This is a genomic window from Streptomyces sp. NPDC001153 (genome assembly GCF_053598315.1).
Map to the genome: position 1 here is coordinate 1 of NZ_JBSFJZ010000040.1, position 14851 is coordinate 14851.

The window sequence follows — 14851 nt, forward strand, 5'->3', positions numbered from 1 at the left end:
CGACACCCACCCCATACGACAACGTCGGCTCCCAAGACCACAACCAGGTCTTGGGAGCCGACGTCACGCACGGGCCCGAATTAACCAACAGCGTCCGGTCGCCGGTCCGGGCCCTCAGCCGTGACTTGGCGGGTTACGGCCGTGCGGAGCGGCTCCGTACGACCGCGAAGGCGGCTGCCGCGAGGCCGAGGACACCGGCGACCAGTCCGGCGATGCCGAGCCCGCGGGCCGTGGAGTCGGCGGCGCCGGCGGCCTTGGCGGTGGCGGCAGCGGTCTTGGCCGACGACGGAGCGCCGCTCGCGTCACCGGCCGCCAGCTTGAGCACCGGGGCCGGGTTCTCGGGCTCGCCGCCGCCGGCCGGCTCCTCGATCCAGCGCACGACCTTGCCGTCGGAGTAGGTCTGCAGGGTCTTGAAAACCAACTGACCGGTGTCATCGGGCAGTTGACCGAAGGCTACGTTGAAGTCCTCGTACTGCCCGGCGCCGATCCTGCCACCGCTGAAGGTGATCTCGGACGCGGCCTCGGTGATGGTTCCGTCGTCGGTCTTGACCGGAGTCTTGAGCTTGGTGGTGGTGACCTTGGCGGTCCAGCCGTCCTGCGGGTGCACGAGCACGCCGAGCACGGGGTGGTCGGTGGGCAGGAAGACCTGCACCTTGGTCGTGGAGGCCGTGTCCTCCTCGTTGGGGACACGGAAGGTCAGCACGCCGTCGGTGGCTCCCTTGGCGTAGCTGTCGGGGTGGACGGTGACGTGCGCGGAGGCGGCACCGGCGGCGAACAGGACTGTCGCGGCGGCGAGGGCGGCAACAGCGCCGACGCGGCGCGCGGTGAGACGTGATGCGGACATGGGTGAGTCGATCTCCGTACGAGTGACAGGTGAACCGTGCGGACAGGTGTCAGAGCGAGTACGGGATCGGGGTCGGGGGTCCGCGTCTGCTGACCGCGTGCCGCAGGAGGGTCAGGCAGGGCGGTCGGGGGGCCGTCGGCACGCGTGGGGCGTGATCGACAGGGGCGGGCAGGGGGGTATCACGCCACCAGGCGACGAGGCCGGGGACGAGCGCGCCGGCGCGACGCAGCAAGGACCACAACGCGGCCTCGCCCCGCCGCAGCCACCAGGAGGCGGCCAGCGCGGCGAGGAAATGGGCGGCGGTGGCGTGGGCGGTGAGGTGCGCGTGCGCGCTCGCGTGGACGTCACTCATGGTCGCCGCGTGGGCGTGCATCGAGGCCATGCTGCGGCCGGGCATGGCCGCGCGCCCGGCAGCGGGGTGGGCGGCGTCGAAGCCGAGGTGCAGCCCGGCCTGGGTGAGCAGCATGGCCACGCCGATACCGGCCTGCGACCGCTCCCGTGCGCCGAGCACCCAGCCGAGCGCAACCACGGCGGCGAAGGCGGCCGCATCCGCCCACAGCGGCGGCATGTCCCCCATGGCGAGCCCGTGCCCGGCGGCGGCGAGCAGCACACACACCGCGGCGAACACCACGGCACGCAGACCTCTCACCGCCGGGGACGCGCTCACGGTGAGGGATCCTGCCACGGTTGGGTGATACGTGGGCAGGCGGTGCCCGGTTCATTCACATCGCTCTGGGCCGGGAACCTCAGCTCCTCACCCGCGGCGCGACGCACGTACGCGGGGTGACAGGAGTTTCACGGAGGTGTGTGAGCCGACCATCCACGGCCTCGCGCTCAGTAGAGGCGTACCGTTGGCCCCGCTGACGGGAGCCACCGGCACGCCTCAAGTCCGCTTCAGCGCGCGGCCGCGTATCGCACGAACCGCGCCCAGCCGTCCCGGCCGACGGCGAAGTCGGGGCGCGTGACGTCCTTGGAGTCGCGCACGTGCACGGCCTGCTCGGTGACGGCGACCTCGATGCAGCTGTCCCCCTGTGCGCTGCTGTAGCTGGACTTGAACCAGTCGAGTTCGGACGTGGTCATAGCGCTCCTCGCATCCGCTCCAGTAGGCCCACGGAGTCCTTCGGGGAGAGGGCCTGCGAGCGCAGTCTTGCATAGCGCATGTGCAGTCGGCTGACCTGTTTTGGGTCAGCGATCAAGCGGCCGTTCTCTTGCCCTTCGGAGTACCCACGCCAACTGCCGTCAGCGGTCTCCAACAGCTGGATCGGCCCAGCCATGCATGCGTGGTGCTCGGCGTTCGCAGGCATGATCTGAAGCGTAACGTTCCTCGGCGCAATGGCCTCCAGGACGTGGTTGATCAGGTTGCGGGTCACGTCCAAGCCGCCGAGACGGCGCATGAACACTGCCTCTTCAACGATGAAGTCAAAGGCGGTGTTCGGGCGCTCTGCCAGCAACCGTTGCCGCTCCAACCGCGCCTGAACTGTCGTCTCCAACGCGTCATCCGAGAGAGGTGGGATGTCGTTCTCGCAGAGAGCACGCATGTACCCCTCCGACTGCAAAAGCCCCGGCACCAACCGGCACTCATACGTACACAGACTCACCGCCACCTTCTCCAGCCTCGCCCACCGCCGGAACCAGGCCGCCAGCCCCGCCTCCCCCCCGCGTCAGGAACTTCGCCGCCCTCCTCAGCGCCCCGGTGTTGCCCAGCGCCTCCTCCGCCCGCTCCACGAAGGACTCGTCCGGCATCCGCCTCCCCAACTCCACGGACTCCACCGTGTGTTTGGAGAACCGGACCAGCTCCGCGAACTCCGCCCTACTGAGCCCCGCATGCTCCCTCAGGGCCTGGACGACCGCCCCGAACGTGCGCAGACTGTCGGAGGGGTCCGGCTCCCGCTCCGCCTCGCAGACCGCGACGTCCTCGACCTCACTCGCGCCAACAGCCATCCCCGGCCACCTCCAGGTGCGTACGTACCGTGCTGCGCCCCGCGCCCGACAGCACCCAGAGTGACGGCATGATCCCCGTACCGTCCACCGATCGTGCCCGTACGCTGACGCACCGTACGGGCCGCACCCCTGGCTCACACACCCGCGCGCCCGTCACGGTGGCCCCATGAAGACCCCCGTGCCCCAACTCCCGGCGGCCCTGCACACGTTCTCCCAGTTGTTGTCGTCCACCCGCAGAGGCGCACGCCTGGCCCGGCTGCTCGCCACCGAACAGCTCCGCGCCTGGGAGGTATCACCCACCGTCATGCAACGCGCCGAGCAGATCGTCGCCGAGTTCGCCGCCAACGCGGCCCTTCACGGCAGGGTCCAGGGCCGGGACTTCCGCCTCGCCCTCACCCTCGACGCCGCCGCCGGAATGCTGCGCATCGCGGTCAGCGACGCACGCGGCGACCAACTCCCCGCACCTACCACGGCAGTCCGGCCGGAGGAGGAGGCCGAGTCGGGCCGCGGCCTCCTCCTCGTCACCGCCCTCGCCGACCGCTGGGGCACGGAACCGTACCCGCCCGCCGGCAAGACGGTCTGGGCGGAACTCGACCTCCGCCGACCAGGCTGTCCCGGCGTCCGGTGACTGCATCTCCACCCTGTTCAGCCCCCAGCTGTTCCACAACTACGTGGCGACCTACACCTTCAACGCGGCGAAGTACCCGCAGGCCGCGTCACACGCCTGGCTGATCCAGCACAAGCTGGCCAACCACCCCGGCAGCCAGGCCGACAGCAAGCCGCTGTGCTTCCTGCCCGACGGCGACATCAGCGGCAACCGGACCGTGATCTGCCCCACCGGATGGGCGGCGGCCAACGGCGACACCAGCGCCCTCAACGGTACGACGGACAAGCCGAACTGCGATGAGTACGCGTTCAACTCCACCTACAACACCCTTGCGAGCAAGCAGGACGGCGCCGTGCACCTGTTCAACATCGACGGCCTCGTGCCGACCTGGAAGGAGGTCTGCGGACGTTCCGCGATCTCCGGAAGCGACAACAGCGGTTCGATGGCCGGGTTCGCGACCTTCAACGCGAACCAGCGTCTGCTCGACCGGGACCCGTACTGGCTGAACACGAACATGAGCGCGGCGTGCTCCGATGACAGCACGACCGTGAAGTGCACCATGACCGCGAACAACCAATAGCATCGCTTTGCTGAGAGTGGGCCGCCGCGCCGAGAGGGCGCGGCGGCCCCGCCGCTACCGGTTCACAGGGGCGAGGGCAGGTGCACCGCGGGCAGCAGCCCCTGCTCGATCTCCCGACGCGGCAGCGACAGCCCGAGATGTTCGCCCACCGCACCGAACAGCCGCCTCGCCAACTCCTCGTCCTCGTCCTCGTCCTCGGGGTCCTCGCAGCCGGGGAAGGTCTCCCGCACCGCCCCGGCCTGGCGCATGGCCGCATCCAGTGCGGCGAACGCCCCGAGCCGGTCCGTGAGCGGGAACGCGGTCTCCAGCAGGCTCTCGCCGGGCTCGATGGACCTCATTTCGCCGGCTGCGTCGCCGTAGTACACCCACGGGGACTCGTGCAGAAAGCGATCCAGGCAGATGAGTTCGTCCCCCTGACCCACCAGGGTGTCCTGGCCCAGCCGGTCGAGGACGATGAGGTGCCAGGTGGACCGCTCGACCTCCAGGACGTACGCCCACTCGCCGCTGCGGCCGAACATCGCCACACTGTCGCCCGGGTCCACGCTCAGCCTGTCGAAGTCCTTGAAGAGTGCGGGCCGTTCGGCCGTGCGGCGGTCCGCGCCGAGGCGGACCACGAAGTCCACCGGGTCCACGCCCCGCACCGTCGTGAGGCAGATGTCCGAGAGCATCCCGTCCTTGACGATCGCACCGCTGTACCAGTGCTCGCCGATCCACCCCAAGCCGTCCGTCATCGCGCCGACCCCTCTCCTCACTCCTGGCCCACACGCTACCGAGCCTCGGAACGGCTCGTGCGGGTTGAGCCGGGCCGGCGAGGAAACCGACCGTGAGCCGTACCGGCCGCCCAGGCATTCGGGCGGCCGGTACCGTGCCCACCGGCCCGTCGGCCGGGCCCGGCTCAGGCGGCCCGGCGGGTCTGGCCGCGGTGGGTGCGGACGAGGTCGGCGTACCGGTGGCCGCTGCCCTTGATCGTGCGCACCTGGGTGCGGTAGTCGACGTGGACCAGGCCGAAGCGCTTGTCGTAGCCGTAGGCCCACTCGAAGTTGTCCAGCAGGGACCAGGCGAAGTAGCCGGCGAGGGGGGCGCCCTTGCGGGCGGCGGAGGCGCAGGCGGCGAGGTGGCGCTCCAGGTAGTCCTGGCGTTCGGGATCGTCGATGCTGCCGTCGGGGCGGACCACGTCCGGGAAGGCGGAACCATTTTCGGTGACGTGGATCTTCCGGGCGCCGTAGTCCTCGGTGAGCCGCAGCAGCAGCGTCTCGATGCCGTTCGCGTCGATCTCCCAGTCCATGCCGGTGCGCGGTACGCCCTCGCGGCGCACAGCGCGGACGTACGGCGCCGGGGCGTCGGGGGCGTCGGCGACGTGCGCGGGGAAGTAGTAGTTCAGGCCGAGCCAGTCCAGCGGGGTCGCGATGGTCGCCAAGTCGCCCGAGTAGAGCGGGAGTTCGGTGCCGTACGTCTCCACCATGTCGGCCGGGAAACCGCGGCCGTGCACCGGGTCGAGCCACCAGCGGTTGACATGGCCGTCGTGGCGGCGGGCGGCCGCGATGTCCTCGGGGCGGTCGGTGGCCGCGTGCACGGTGGAGAGGTTGTTGACGATGCCGACCTGGGCGCCGGGCGCGGCGGCACGGATCGCCTGGGTGGCGAGGCCGTGGCCCAGCAGCAGATGGACGGATGCGCGTACGGCGGCGGTGAGGTCCGTCCAGCCCGGGGCCATCTTGCCCTCCAGGTGGCCGATCCAGGCCGAGCAGCTGGGCTCGTTGAGGGTCGTCCAGAGCTTCACGCGGTCGCCGAGGCGGGCGGCGACGGCCGAGGCGTACTCGGCGAGCGCGAAGGCGGTGTCCCGCTCGGGCCAGCCGCCGCGGTCCTGGAGGACCTGCGGCAGGTCCCAGTGGTAGAGGGTGACGGACGGGGTGATGCCGGCCTCCAGCAGGGCGTCCACGAGCTCGTCGTAGAAGGCCAGGCCCTTGGGGTTCACCGGGCCCGTGCCGCCGGGGACGACGCGCGGCCAGGCCACCGACAACCGGTAGGCGTTGACGCCGAGTTGCCGCATCAGGCCGATGTCCTCGCGCCAGCGGTGGTAGTGGTCGCAGGCGACGTCTCCGGTGTCGCCGTTCGCGATCTTCCCCGGGGTGTGCGAGAAGGTGTCCCAGATCGAGGGCGTACGGCCGTCCTCGGCGACGGCCCCCTCGATCTGGTACGCCGCGGTGGCCGTGCCCCACAGGAAGTCGTGCGGGAGTGCGGCGAGGTCGATGCGTTCGGACACGGAAGTCCCTTCGGAATGCGGGGTGTTGGTCACTCGGGTCACTTGACGGCGCCTGCCGTCAGACCGGCGACGAGATAGCGCTGCAGGAGGAGGAACCCGGCGACCACGGGCACGCTGACGACCAGCGAGGCGGCCATGATCTGGTTCCAGTAGACGTCGTTGAGGGTGGAGTAGCCCTGGAGGCCGACGGCGAGGGTGCGGGTGGTGTCGTTGGTCATGACGGACGCGAAGAGCACCTCGCCCCAGGCGGTCATGAAGGCGTAGACGGCGACCGCGACGATGCCGGGGACCGCCGCCGGTACGACGATCCTGAGCAGCGCGCCGAGCGGGCCGCAGCCGTCCACCAGGGCCGCCTCGTCCAGGTCGCGCGGCACCGAGTCGAAGTACCCGATCAGCATCCAGATGGAGAAGGGGAGGGAGAAGGTGAGGTAGGTGAGGATCAGGCCGCCGCGGGAGCCGAACAGGGCGATGCCGGTGGCGTTGCCGATGTCGACGTAGATCAGGAACAGCGGGAGGAGGAAGAGGATGCCCGGGAACATCTGCGTCGACAGGACCGTCACCGTGAAGACCCGCTTGCCGCGGAAGTCGTAGCGGCTGACGGCGTAGGCCGCGAACACGGCGATGACCACCGAGCAGACCGTCGCCGCGCCCGCCACGATCAGCGAGTTCACGAAGTACTTCGCGAGCGGGACCGTCGACCAGATGTCGATGTACGGCCGGATGGTGAGCCCGCTGGGCAGCCAGCGGAACCTGCCGGTGACGTCCGCGAGCGGCTTCAGCGAGCTGGAGACCATCACGTACACCGGGACCAGCACGAATCCGGTGAGCAGGGTGAGGAAGATCCGGCGGGACCAGATGAAGGAACGCGGGGGCGCCATGGGCGAGTTGCGCGTCGGTGAGGCGAGGGGCGGGCTAGACATCGGCGGCGGCCCTCCGTCCGCGCGAGGTGAACAGCAGGTACCCGCCCGTCACGACGAGCAGGAAGAGCAGCAGCAGGACGGACATGGCGGAACCGGTGCCGAAGTTCCAGGTGACGAAGGACGCCTGGTAGATGTGGACCGAGATGAGGTCGGCGGCCTCGGGGGCGGACTTGCCGAACAGCACGTACGGCGTGTTGAAGTCGTTGAACGTCCACAGGAAGAGGACCAGCACCAGGACCTGGTTGACCGGGCGCAGGGACGGCAGGGTGATGCGGCGGACCTGCTGCCACATCCCGGCGCCGTCCAGCGCGGCGGCCTCGTACAGCTCCCGGGGGATGTTCTGCAGTCCGGCCATCACGATGAGGAAGGCGAACGGCCAGCCCTTCCACACCGACACGGTGAGCAGGGCGTAGAAGCTGTTGTCGCCGATCAGCCAGAACGACGGTTTGCCGGTGAGGTGCAGCTGGTCGTGCAGGACGTGGTTCACCAGGCCGTTGTCGTGCTGGAACATGAACACCCAGGTGATGACGGCCGCGTAGACCGGCAGGGCGTACGGCACCAGGAACAGGGCCCGGAGCAGGCCGCGGCCGCGGAAGGTGTCCTGCATGAAGACCGCGGCGGCGGTGCCGATCAGCCAGCACAGGCCGACCGACAGCAGGGTGAAGCCGACGGTGACGAAGAACGAGTGCAGCAGGGCCTGGCCGACGGGCGCGTCGAAGTTCACCGACGCCTTGTAGTTGCCGAGGCCGGACCAGGGGGCGGTGCTCCAGTCGCGGATGTAGAACTGGGTGAGCTCCTTGAAGCTCATCACGATGCCGATGACCATCGGCACCAGGTGGACGAGGAGTTCGAGCAGCAGGGCGGGCAGGAGCAGCAGATACGGCAGGGAGACGCGGCGCAGCCGCCCGGTACGGCGGCGCGGTCCGCGCGCCGCCGTACCGGGGGTGGTGTGCCGCACCGGCTCCTTGAAGGCGGTGGTCGTCGTCATGGTCCCGCTCACGCCGCCGGCATCTGCTGCTGGGCCTTCTGCAGCGCGGCCTTGACCGAGTCGGTGGTCACCGCGCGCCCGGCGGCGGCGTCGGCGAACAGGTCCTTGACGGCCGTACCGACCGCCGTCTCGAACTGCGACTCGGACGCGACCTGCGGCAGTGCGGCCGCGCTGGTGGTGAAGGTGTTCTTCAGCACGGTGTTGGCAGGTGTGCTGAAGGCCGCGTCCGCCTGTGCGGACTTCACGGGCGGGATGGTGCTGTAGGCCTTGTTGAGGATCTTCTGCTCCTCGTCGGAGGTCATGAACTTCACGAACTTCGTGGCGCCGTCGAGGTTGTGGGTGTTCTTGAAGACGGCGAGGTTGATGCCGGCGACCATCGAGTCGACCTGGGTACCGGGGCCGGGGGTGCCGGAGATCACCGGGACGGGCGCGATGCCGTAGGCGTCCTCGCTCATGCCCTGGGACTTGAGGTTGGCGGAGGCGGACTGCCACAGCAGCATGGCCTGCTTGCCCTTGGCGAAGTCGCTGACGGACTGGTTCTGCGCGTACTCGGCGTCGCCGGTCGGGATGACCTTGTCCTTGGCCATGAGGTCGACGTAACTCTGCACCGCGTCCACCACCTTGGGGGCGGTGAAGTCCGGCTTGCCGTCGGCGGTGAAGAAGTCGGCGCCGCGCTGCTTGGCGAAGACGAAGACGTGGTGGATGTTCTCCGCCGGGTTCGAGCCCTCGGCGCCGAGCGCGGACTTGCCCTTGGCCTGTATCTTCTTGCCGTCGGCGATCAACTCGGCCCAGGTGGCCGGTGGTTGCGTGATCCCGGCGTCGGCGAAGATCTTCTTGTTGTAGTAGAGGGCGTACGCCATCGAGTAGAGCGGGACCGCGGCGGGGTCCTTGCCCGCCGCGCCGGTCGAGCCGAGCGCGGAGTCGACGAACCGGTCCTTGCCGCCGATCTTGGCGAAGTTCCCCGTGTCCCAGGGCAGCAGGGCGCCGGTCGCCTGCAGGGAGGCGCTCCAGGTGTTGCCGATGTTCAGCACGTCCGGGCCCTGACCCGAGGTGGTCGCGGTGAGGATCCGGTTGAGCAGGTCGGTCCAGGGCACGACCTCCAGCTTCACCTTGATCCCGGTCTGCTTCTGGAACTTGTCGAGTTCGGGCTGGAGGACCTGCTGGTCGACGGCGATGCTGGCGCCCTGGTTGGAGGCCCAGTACGTCAGCGTCTTCGGCGAGTCGTTGGACCCACCGCCGCTGGACGAGCCGCCTCCGCAGGCCGTGGCCGCGAGGACGAGAGACAGGGTGACGGCGCCTGTGGCCGCGGCTCGGATGCTGCGCATGGCTCCTGGTGTCCCTTTCCGGGAGTCGAGAACCTCGAGGTCGCTCACGGAAGCCGACGCCCGCGCCGGTCCTCGACGACCCGCGCGGACCGGCGAGGGCCGGCGAGGGCCGGCGAGGACCCGTTCGGCCCCCGAAGCCCCTCATGGCTTAATTTAGGACGTGAGTTAAACCTCCCGGGAAACGCTCGTCAAGAGATCCGGCAGCGTCGAAGGGCCGAACAGGCCGGAAAAGCACGGAGAAACGCCGGAGAACAGGGGGGCCGGGTGGCGGCGTTGGGCAGTCGTACGGCGCCTGACCTGCGGCGGGAGAGCCGGAGCGCCGTTCTGCAACGGTTGTGTGCCGACGGGCCGATGAGGCGGCACGCGCTGGGCCGGCGACCGGCCGGCCTGCGCCGGCTGGGCGATCACCGGCACCCGGTTCCCACCGGCCGAAGCCGACAGCACCATCGCGCGCCGGCAGCGCACCGATCTGGTGCTGCCCCGGCGCACGACGTGCTGCAGTTTCTGCCTCTCCTGATCGGTCAGTCCGCGTACGGGCCGCGGCGGCCGCACTCGGGCGGGAAGGACGGCCCGTCAGGCTGCGGGGACGGGCAGCAGCCGGTAGGCGTCCCCTGCTGTGATCACGCGGCCGGCTGTGGGAGGCGCGAAGTGGGTGCCGAGGACGAGGGTGTCCGTGTCGGCCAGGGAGCCGAGCAGTCGGCGGCGCGTGGCCTCGGACTGCTGCGGGTCGATGTCGACACAGGCCCCGATGGCGGGGTGGGCGAGCTGGACCGGGTGGTGGATGCAGTCGCCGGTGATCAGCGCCTTCTCGCCCCGGCTGGTCAGCTCGACGGCGACGTGGCCGGGGGTGTGGCCGGGCGTCGGCGTCAGGCGTAGGCCCGGGGCGATTTCCACGCCCGCGGCCGGGACGTCGACGAGGTCCAGCAGACCCGCCTGCTCGACCGGGATCACGGAGTCGCGGAACATCTGTGCGCGCGGCTCGTCCATGTCGTACGTGGCCCAGAACTCCCGCTCGGTGCGGGAGGTGAGGTAGCGGGCGTCGGGGAAGGAGGGGACCCATTCGCCGTCGACCTCCCGCGTGTTCCAGCCGACGTGGTCGGCGTGCAGGTGGGTGAGGATCACCAGGTCGACGGAGTCCGGGGCGAAACCGCCGTCGGTGAGGCGCTCAAGGAAGTCGGTGTGCAGGTTGTGCCAGGCCGGGTTGGCCCGCTCCTTGCCGTTGCCGATGCCGGTGTCGACGAGAACACGCAGCCCGTCGACGACGAACGCGAAGCTGTGGCTGTCGAGGCGCAGGATGCCTTCGTGGTCGGCGAATTGAGGCTGCAGCCAGTCCTGGCCGGCCACCACCTCGGGGGTGGCGTCGGGCAGCAGCCACGGTCCGGTAGCGGGCGGCAGGAGAGTCTCGTCGATGCGGTGGACGGTGATGTCGCCCACGGTCCAGGACGGGACAGGGGCGGGGGAAGTCCGCATATTTTCGTCGTTCCTCTGTTCTCTCCGGAGAAGGAGTTCGTTCTCGTCAACGAAGATGTTCGTCTGCTCGACGCATTCGGCGTCGCCTTGTTCGGGTCCGCGACCGTTACGGTCACGTGGCGTCACCGTCCACGCAATCGCCGCAGCGCCGTTCACACCCCGGCACCGCTTCCGGCCTTCAGGCCGAACTCGGCGTCTTCGACGTGGCCGTCGCAGCCCAGGCCATCGAACGCGTCGCCCAGCCCGATGATCTCGCGGGCGCGACTCCAGGCAGCTGATGGCGCGCCGCCACTCCTCGATCTGGCCGGTCGGGAACGTACAGCGCCCCGCGCGAGGTCACGCCGTCGGGCGCCGTGAACTCACGCGTCTCCCGAGGGGCCCGCACCACCCGCCGCGTCGGCTGGTGGTGCGGGCCCCAACCCGCTAGTGGACCTGGACCGGTCGCGGCGCCGGGGCATAACCGGCCGGGCGGGTCGTGAAGGTGCCGCGGCCCTGGGTGCGGCTGCGCAACCGGGTGGCGTAGCCGAACAGTTCGGCCAGTGGCACGGTCGCGGTCAGTACGGCCGCGCCGCCACGGGTCTCGGAGCCGCCGACCCGGGCACGCCGGGCCGCCAGGTCGCCGAGGACCGAGCCGACGGCATCCTCCGGCACGGTCACCGTGACCTCGGCGACCGGTTCCAGCAGGGCCGTCGCGCAGGCGCGCAGGGCCTGGCGGAGCCCGAGCCGGCCGGCGGTGCGGAAGGCCGTGTCGGAGGAGTCCTTCACATGGGTGGAGCCGTCGGTGAGCGTGACCCGCAGCCCGGTCACCGGGTGCCCGTCCAGCGGCCCCTCGGCGAGCGCGTCCCGGCACCCGGCCTCGACGGCGCGCACGTACTCCTGCGGCACATGGCCGCCGACCACGAAGGAGCGGAACTCGAAGCCGGTGGCGCCGACTTCGGGCCCGAGAGGTTCCACGTCCAGCACGACATGGGCGAACTGCCCCGCCCCGCCGTCCTGTTTGACGTGCCGGTACACGAACCCGGTGACCGTCTCGACGACCGTCTCCCGGTAGGCGACCCGCGGCCGGCCCACGGTGACCTCCGGTCCCCCGTCGCGGCGGATCTTCTCCACCGCGACCTCCAGGTGCAGTTCGCCCATCCCGGACAGCACGGTCTGCCCGGTCTCGGCGTCGGTGCGCACCACCAGCGAGGGGTCCTCCTCGGCCAGCCGCGCCAGCGCCGTCGCCAGCCGGCCGGTGTCCGTGGCGCGCCGGGCCTCGACCGCGACCGACACCACGGGCTCGGCGGACACGGGCGGTTCCAGGAGCAGCGGGGCTCCGGGATCGCACAGCGTGGAGCCGGCCCGCGCCGACTTCACCCCCGCGAGCGCGACGATGTCACCGGCGACCGCCCTCTCCAGCTGGGCGTGCCGGTCCGCCATGACCCGCAGGATGCGCGCCACGCGCTCGGTGCGCCCGGTGCCCGGGTCCCACACGGTGTCTCCCTTCTCGACGGTGCCCGAGTACACGCGCACGTAGGCCAGCCGCCCGGTGGCGCCCGCGTTCACCTTGAACACGAGCCCCGAGAACGGCACTTCGGGGTCGGCGGCGCGCTCCTGCTCCGAGCCCTCGTGGACACCCCGTACGGCGGGGACGTCCAGCGGTGAGGGCAGATAGGCCACGACCGCGTCGAGCAGCGGCTCGACGCCGCGGTTGCGGTAGGCGGAGCCGCACAGGACGACCACGCCGTCCCCGGTGCGGGTGAGGTCCCGCAGGGTGGCGGCGAGGGTGTCGGCGCCGAGCGTCTCCCGGTCGTAGAACTCCTCCAGGGCGGCCGGGTGCAGCTCCGCCACGGTCTCCTCCAGCGCCCGTCGCCGCCGTACCGCCTCCTCGCTCAGCGACTCGGGCACGGGCCCCTCCACGGCCGTACCCGAGCCGTCGGCCCAGACCAGCGCACGCATCCGTACGAGGTCCACGACACCCGTGAACCCGTCCTCCGCGCCGATGGGAAGCTGGACGACGAGCGGTACGGGGTGCAGTCGCTGCCGGATGGACTCGACGGCCCGGTCCAGGTCGGCGCCCGCCCGGTCCATCTTGTTGACGAACGCGATGCGCGGCACGCCGTGCCGGTCCGCCTGCCGCCACACCGACTCGCTCTGCGGCTCGACGCCGGCGACGGCGTCGAACACGGCGACCGCACCGTCCAGGACGCGCAGTGAGCGCTCGACCTCGTCGGCGAAGTCGACGTGGCCGGGGGTGTCGATGAGGTTGATCCGGTGTCCGTCCCAGGCGCAGCTGACGGCGGCGGCGAAGATGGTGATGCCGCGGTCGCGTTCCTGCGGGTCGAAGTCGGTGACGGTGGTGCCGTCGTGCACCTCGCCCCGCTTGTGGGTGGTGCCCGTCGCGTACAGGATCCGCTCGGTGACGGTGGTCTTGCCCGCGTCGACGTGGGCGAGGATGCCGAGGTTGCGGATCGCGGCGAGGGTGGTGGTGTTCGTGCGCACGGCCCAGGGCCTTTCTGCGGATCAGGCCTGACGTAGAGGCCTGGATCGGGGAAAAGGGCAGCGCGATCACCCGTGCGTCCGGGGTTCAGCGGGGCGTCACGGGTCTCCGGTGCCGGCCGCGCAGCGGGCACCGGCCGACAGAGGACACGAGGATCACCTCGTACCGGGAACGGGGAGCGACGACAGCGGTGCGTGCGTGCACGGCCGGGCTCCCCTCTGTGTCGGACGACAGCGCCGCCGTACGGTCCTGGCGGCGCTCGGTACGGCATGAAGGTACGAGACGGACGCGGCCGGGGCACGTGATTTTCGCGGTACGTCAGCGCGCATGGGGTATCGGAGGCGTGTGGAAGGCTCGTTCCCCGGTGAGCGGAGGCAGTGCCCCGGCCAGGCGGCGGAGCCAGTCCTCCGCCGTTCCCCGCACGGCGGGGTGCCGCTCCTGGAACGCGGTCCAGTCCACGTCCCACCGGAGCACCGCGGCCGGGTCGAGGGCATGCGGGTCCGCGGCGGTCGCCGCCCCGTCGAAGACCTTCCGCAGCAGGCGCGGCGGAAGCGGCAGGGTGTCCTGGGCCTCGGCGAGGAGGACCGCGTCGTACAGGTCCTTGCCCTGTGCGCGGCGTCCGTCCCGGCTGTCGGTGTGCAGCCACAGCAGCTTCCAGGCCAGGGACAGCTCACGGCTCGCCGTGCGCACCGGGACGGGGCTTCCGCCGTCGCCGCGCGGTATCAGCGTCCACACCGGGGGCTCGGGCAGTCGTTCGTCGCGGGCGAAGTCCAGGCGCGCCTCGCCGGGTGGCAGGCCGTCCGCGCGCCAGGGGATGAGCAGGCGCACACCCGGCGTGTCGTACTCGGCGTAGGTCCAGGTGCCGTCGACGCGTGCGTTGTCCGCGTCGAGGAGGAGACCGGGGGCGGCCTCGGGGTGCCGGGCCACGCGTTCGAGCAGGTCGGCGTACGGGGGTCCGGTGTCCGCCGCGTCCTCCTCAGACAGCCAGTGCAGCCCTTCGGGCGGGAGCACGGGCCGCTGTCCGCCGGTGTCGAACTCCTCGTACGTCCACATCTCGTAGCGTGCGGCGCCGTCGGCGGCCTCGGGCCACTGCTGCACGACGTCGATCCGGTCGACGTACGGAAAAGGGTCCAGCGCGTCGACCCCGGCGGGCTCCTCCAGCACCACCCAGTCCAGATCGGCCGGTTGGCGCGCCGCGTCCCCCAGCCAGGCCGGCATGACCATGCTGCCGCGCAGGACCAGGGTTCCGCTCCACGGCGCGTCCGCGACCAGTCGCAGGACGTGGTCCAGCGCCGCGCGTCGGGGATGCGTCGTCCGGTCGGGCCCGCCCTGGCGTCGGTCTGGAGTCACATGGGAGACCGTAACGCTCGCCACTGACAAGACGTTTCCGGGCCCAGGTTGACCCTCGACCTTGTCGAGGCCTCAGAGTTCGGGGTG

13 protein-coding genes and 2 pseudogenes are annotated in these 14851 nt (G+C 70.8%); 2 read left to right on the forward strand and 13 right to left on the reverse strand.

Features of this window, described 5'->3' with window-relative positions; translation table 11 throughout:
* Positions 1–133: 133 nt before the first annotated feature.
* The 4 genes and pseudogenes from ACWDEN_RS35485 to ACWDEN_RS35500 all read right to left on the reverse strand — a co-directional run bounded on the left by ACWDEN_RS35485 (position 134) and on the right by ACWDEN_RS35500 (position 2785).
* Positions 134–844: a YcnI family copper-binding membrane protein gene (locus ACWDEN_RS35485; protein WP_450862022.1), complete on the reverse strand. Its 711-nt coding sequence runs from the start codon at positions 842–844 to the stop codon at positions 134–136.
* A 49-nt stretch (positions 845–893) separates the two neighbouring features.
* The gene (locus tag ACWDEN_RS35490; RefSeq protein ID WP_450862024.1) at positions 894–1511 is read right to left on the reverse strand and encodes a hypothetical protein; all 618 of its coding nucleotides are present in this window, start codon (positions 1509–1511) and stop codon (positions 894–896) included.
* Between the two features lie 227 nt (positions 1512–1738).
* Positions 1739–1924, reverse strand: a complete 186-nt coding sequence (locus ACWDEN_RS35495) for a DUF397 domain-containing protein (protein WP_351603158.1) — start codon at positions 1922–1924, stop codon at positions 1739–1741.
* A pseudogene (locus ACWDEN_RS35500) lies at positions 1921–2785 on the reverse strand (helix-turn-helix domain-containing protein). Before ACWDEN_RS35500 ends, ACWDEN_RS35495 begins: the two are co-directional and overlap by 4 nt.
* Before the next feature lie 166 nt (positions 2786–2951).
* On the opposite strand from ACWDEN_RS35500, the gene ACWDEN_RS35505 reads away from it, so the two are divergent.
* Positions 2952–3413, forward strand: a complete 462-nt coding sequence (locus ACWDEN_RS35505) for an ATP-binding protein (protein ID WP_351603156.1) — start codon at positions 2952–2954, stop codon at positions 3411–3413.
* Between the two features lie 43 nt (positions 3414–3456).
* The gene (locus ACWDEN_RS35510) at positions 3457–3972 is read left to right on the forward strand and encodes a hypothetical protein (RefSeq protein ID WP_351603154.1); all 516 of its coding nucleotides are present in this window, start codon (positions 3457–3459) and stop codon (positions 3970–3972) included.
* Between the two features lie 62 nt (positions 3973–4034).
* Here the strand turns inward: ACWDEN_RS35510 and ACWDEN_RS35515 are convergent, their stop codons facing one another.
* The 9 genes and pseudogenes from ACWDEN_RS35515 to ACWDEN_RS35555 all read right to left on the reverse strand — a co-directional run bounded on the left by ACWDEN_RS35515 (position 4035) and on the right by ACWDEN_RS35555 (position 14764).
* Positions 4035–4703, reverse strand: a complete 669-nt coding sequence (locus ACWDEN_RS35515; RefSeq protein ID WP_351603152.1) for a hypothetical protein — start codon at positions 4701–4703, stop codon at positions 4035–4037.
* A 164-nt stretch (positions 4704–4867) separates the two neighbouring features.
* Complete coding sequence (locus tag ACWDEN_RS35520; protein WP_351603150.1) at positions 4868–6232, reverse strand: GH1 family beta-glucosidase; 1365 nt, start codon at positions 6230–6232, stop codon at positions 4868–4870.
* 38 nt (positions 6233–6270) lie between these two features.
* Entirely contained in the window at positions 6271–7110 is an 840-nt protein-coding gene (locus tag ACWDEN_RS35525; RefSeq protein WP_351603324.1) for a carbohydrate ABC transporter permease, read from the reverse strand.
* 34 nt (positions 7111–7144) lie between these two features.
* Positions 7145–8140: a carbohydrate ABC transporter permease gene (locus tag ACWDEN_RS35530; RefSeq protein WP_351603148.1), complete on the reverse strand. Its 996-nt coding sequence runs from the start codon at positions 8138–8140 to the stop codon at positions 7145–7147.
* Positions 8141–8148: 8 nt separating this feature from the next.
* A complete protein-coding gene (locus ACWDEN_RS35535; RefSeq protein ID WP_351603146.1) occupies positions 8149–9465 on the reverse strand; it encodes an ABC transporter substrate-binding protein in 1317 nt (438 codons plus the stop codon).
* A gap of 360 nt (positions 9466–9825) precedes the next feature.
* Positions 9826–10017, reverse strand: a pseudogene (locus ACWDEN_RS35540) (IS630 family transposase); the annotation flags it as partial.
* A gap of 21 nt (positions 10018–10038) precedes the next feature.
* Complete coding sequence (locus tag ACWDEN_RS35545) at positions 10039–10935, reverse strand: MBL fold metallo-hydrolase (protein WP_351603144.1); 897 nt, start codon at positions 10933–10935, stop codon at positions 10039–10041.
* Positions 10936–11358: 423 nt separating this feature from the next.
* Positions 11359–13416, reverse strand: a complete 2058-nt coding sequence (gene fusA / locus ACWDEN_RS35550) for an elongation factor G (RefSeq protein WP_450862029.1) — start codon at positions 13414–13416, stop codon at positions 11359–11361.
* 316 nt (positions 13417–13732) lie between these two features.
* The gene (locus tag ACWDEN_RS35555; RefSeq protein ID WP_351603138.1) at positions 13733–14764 is read right to left on the reverse strand and encodes a nucleotidyl transferase AbiEii/AbiGii toxin family protein; all 1032 of its coding nucleotides are present in this window, start codon (positions 14762–14764) and stop codon (positions 13733–13735) included.
* Positions 14765–14851: the final 87 nt, after the last annotated feature.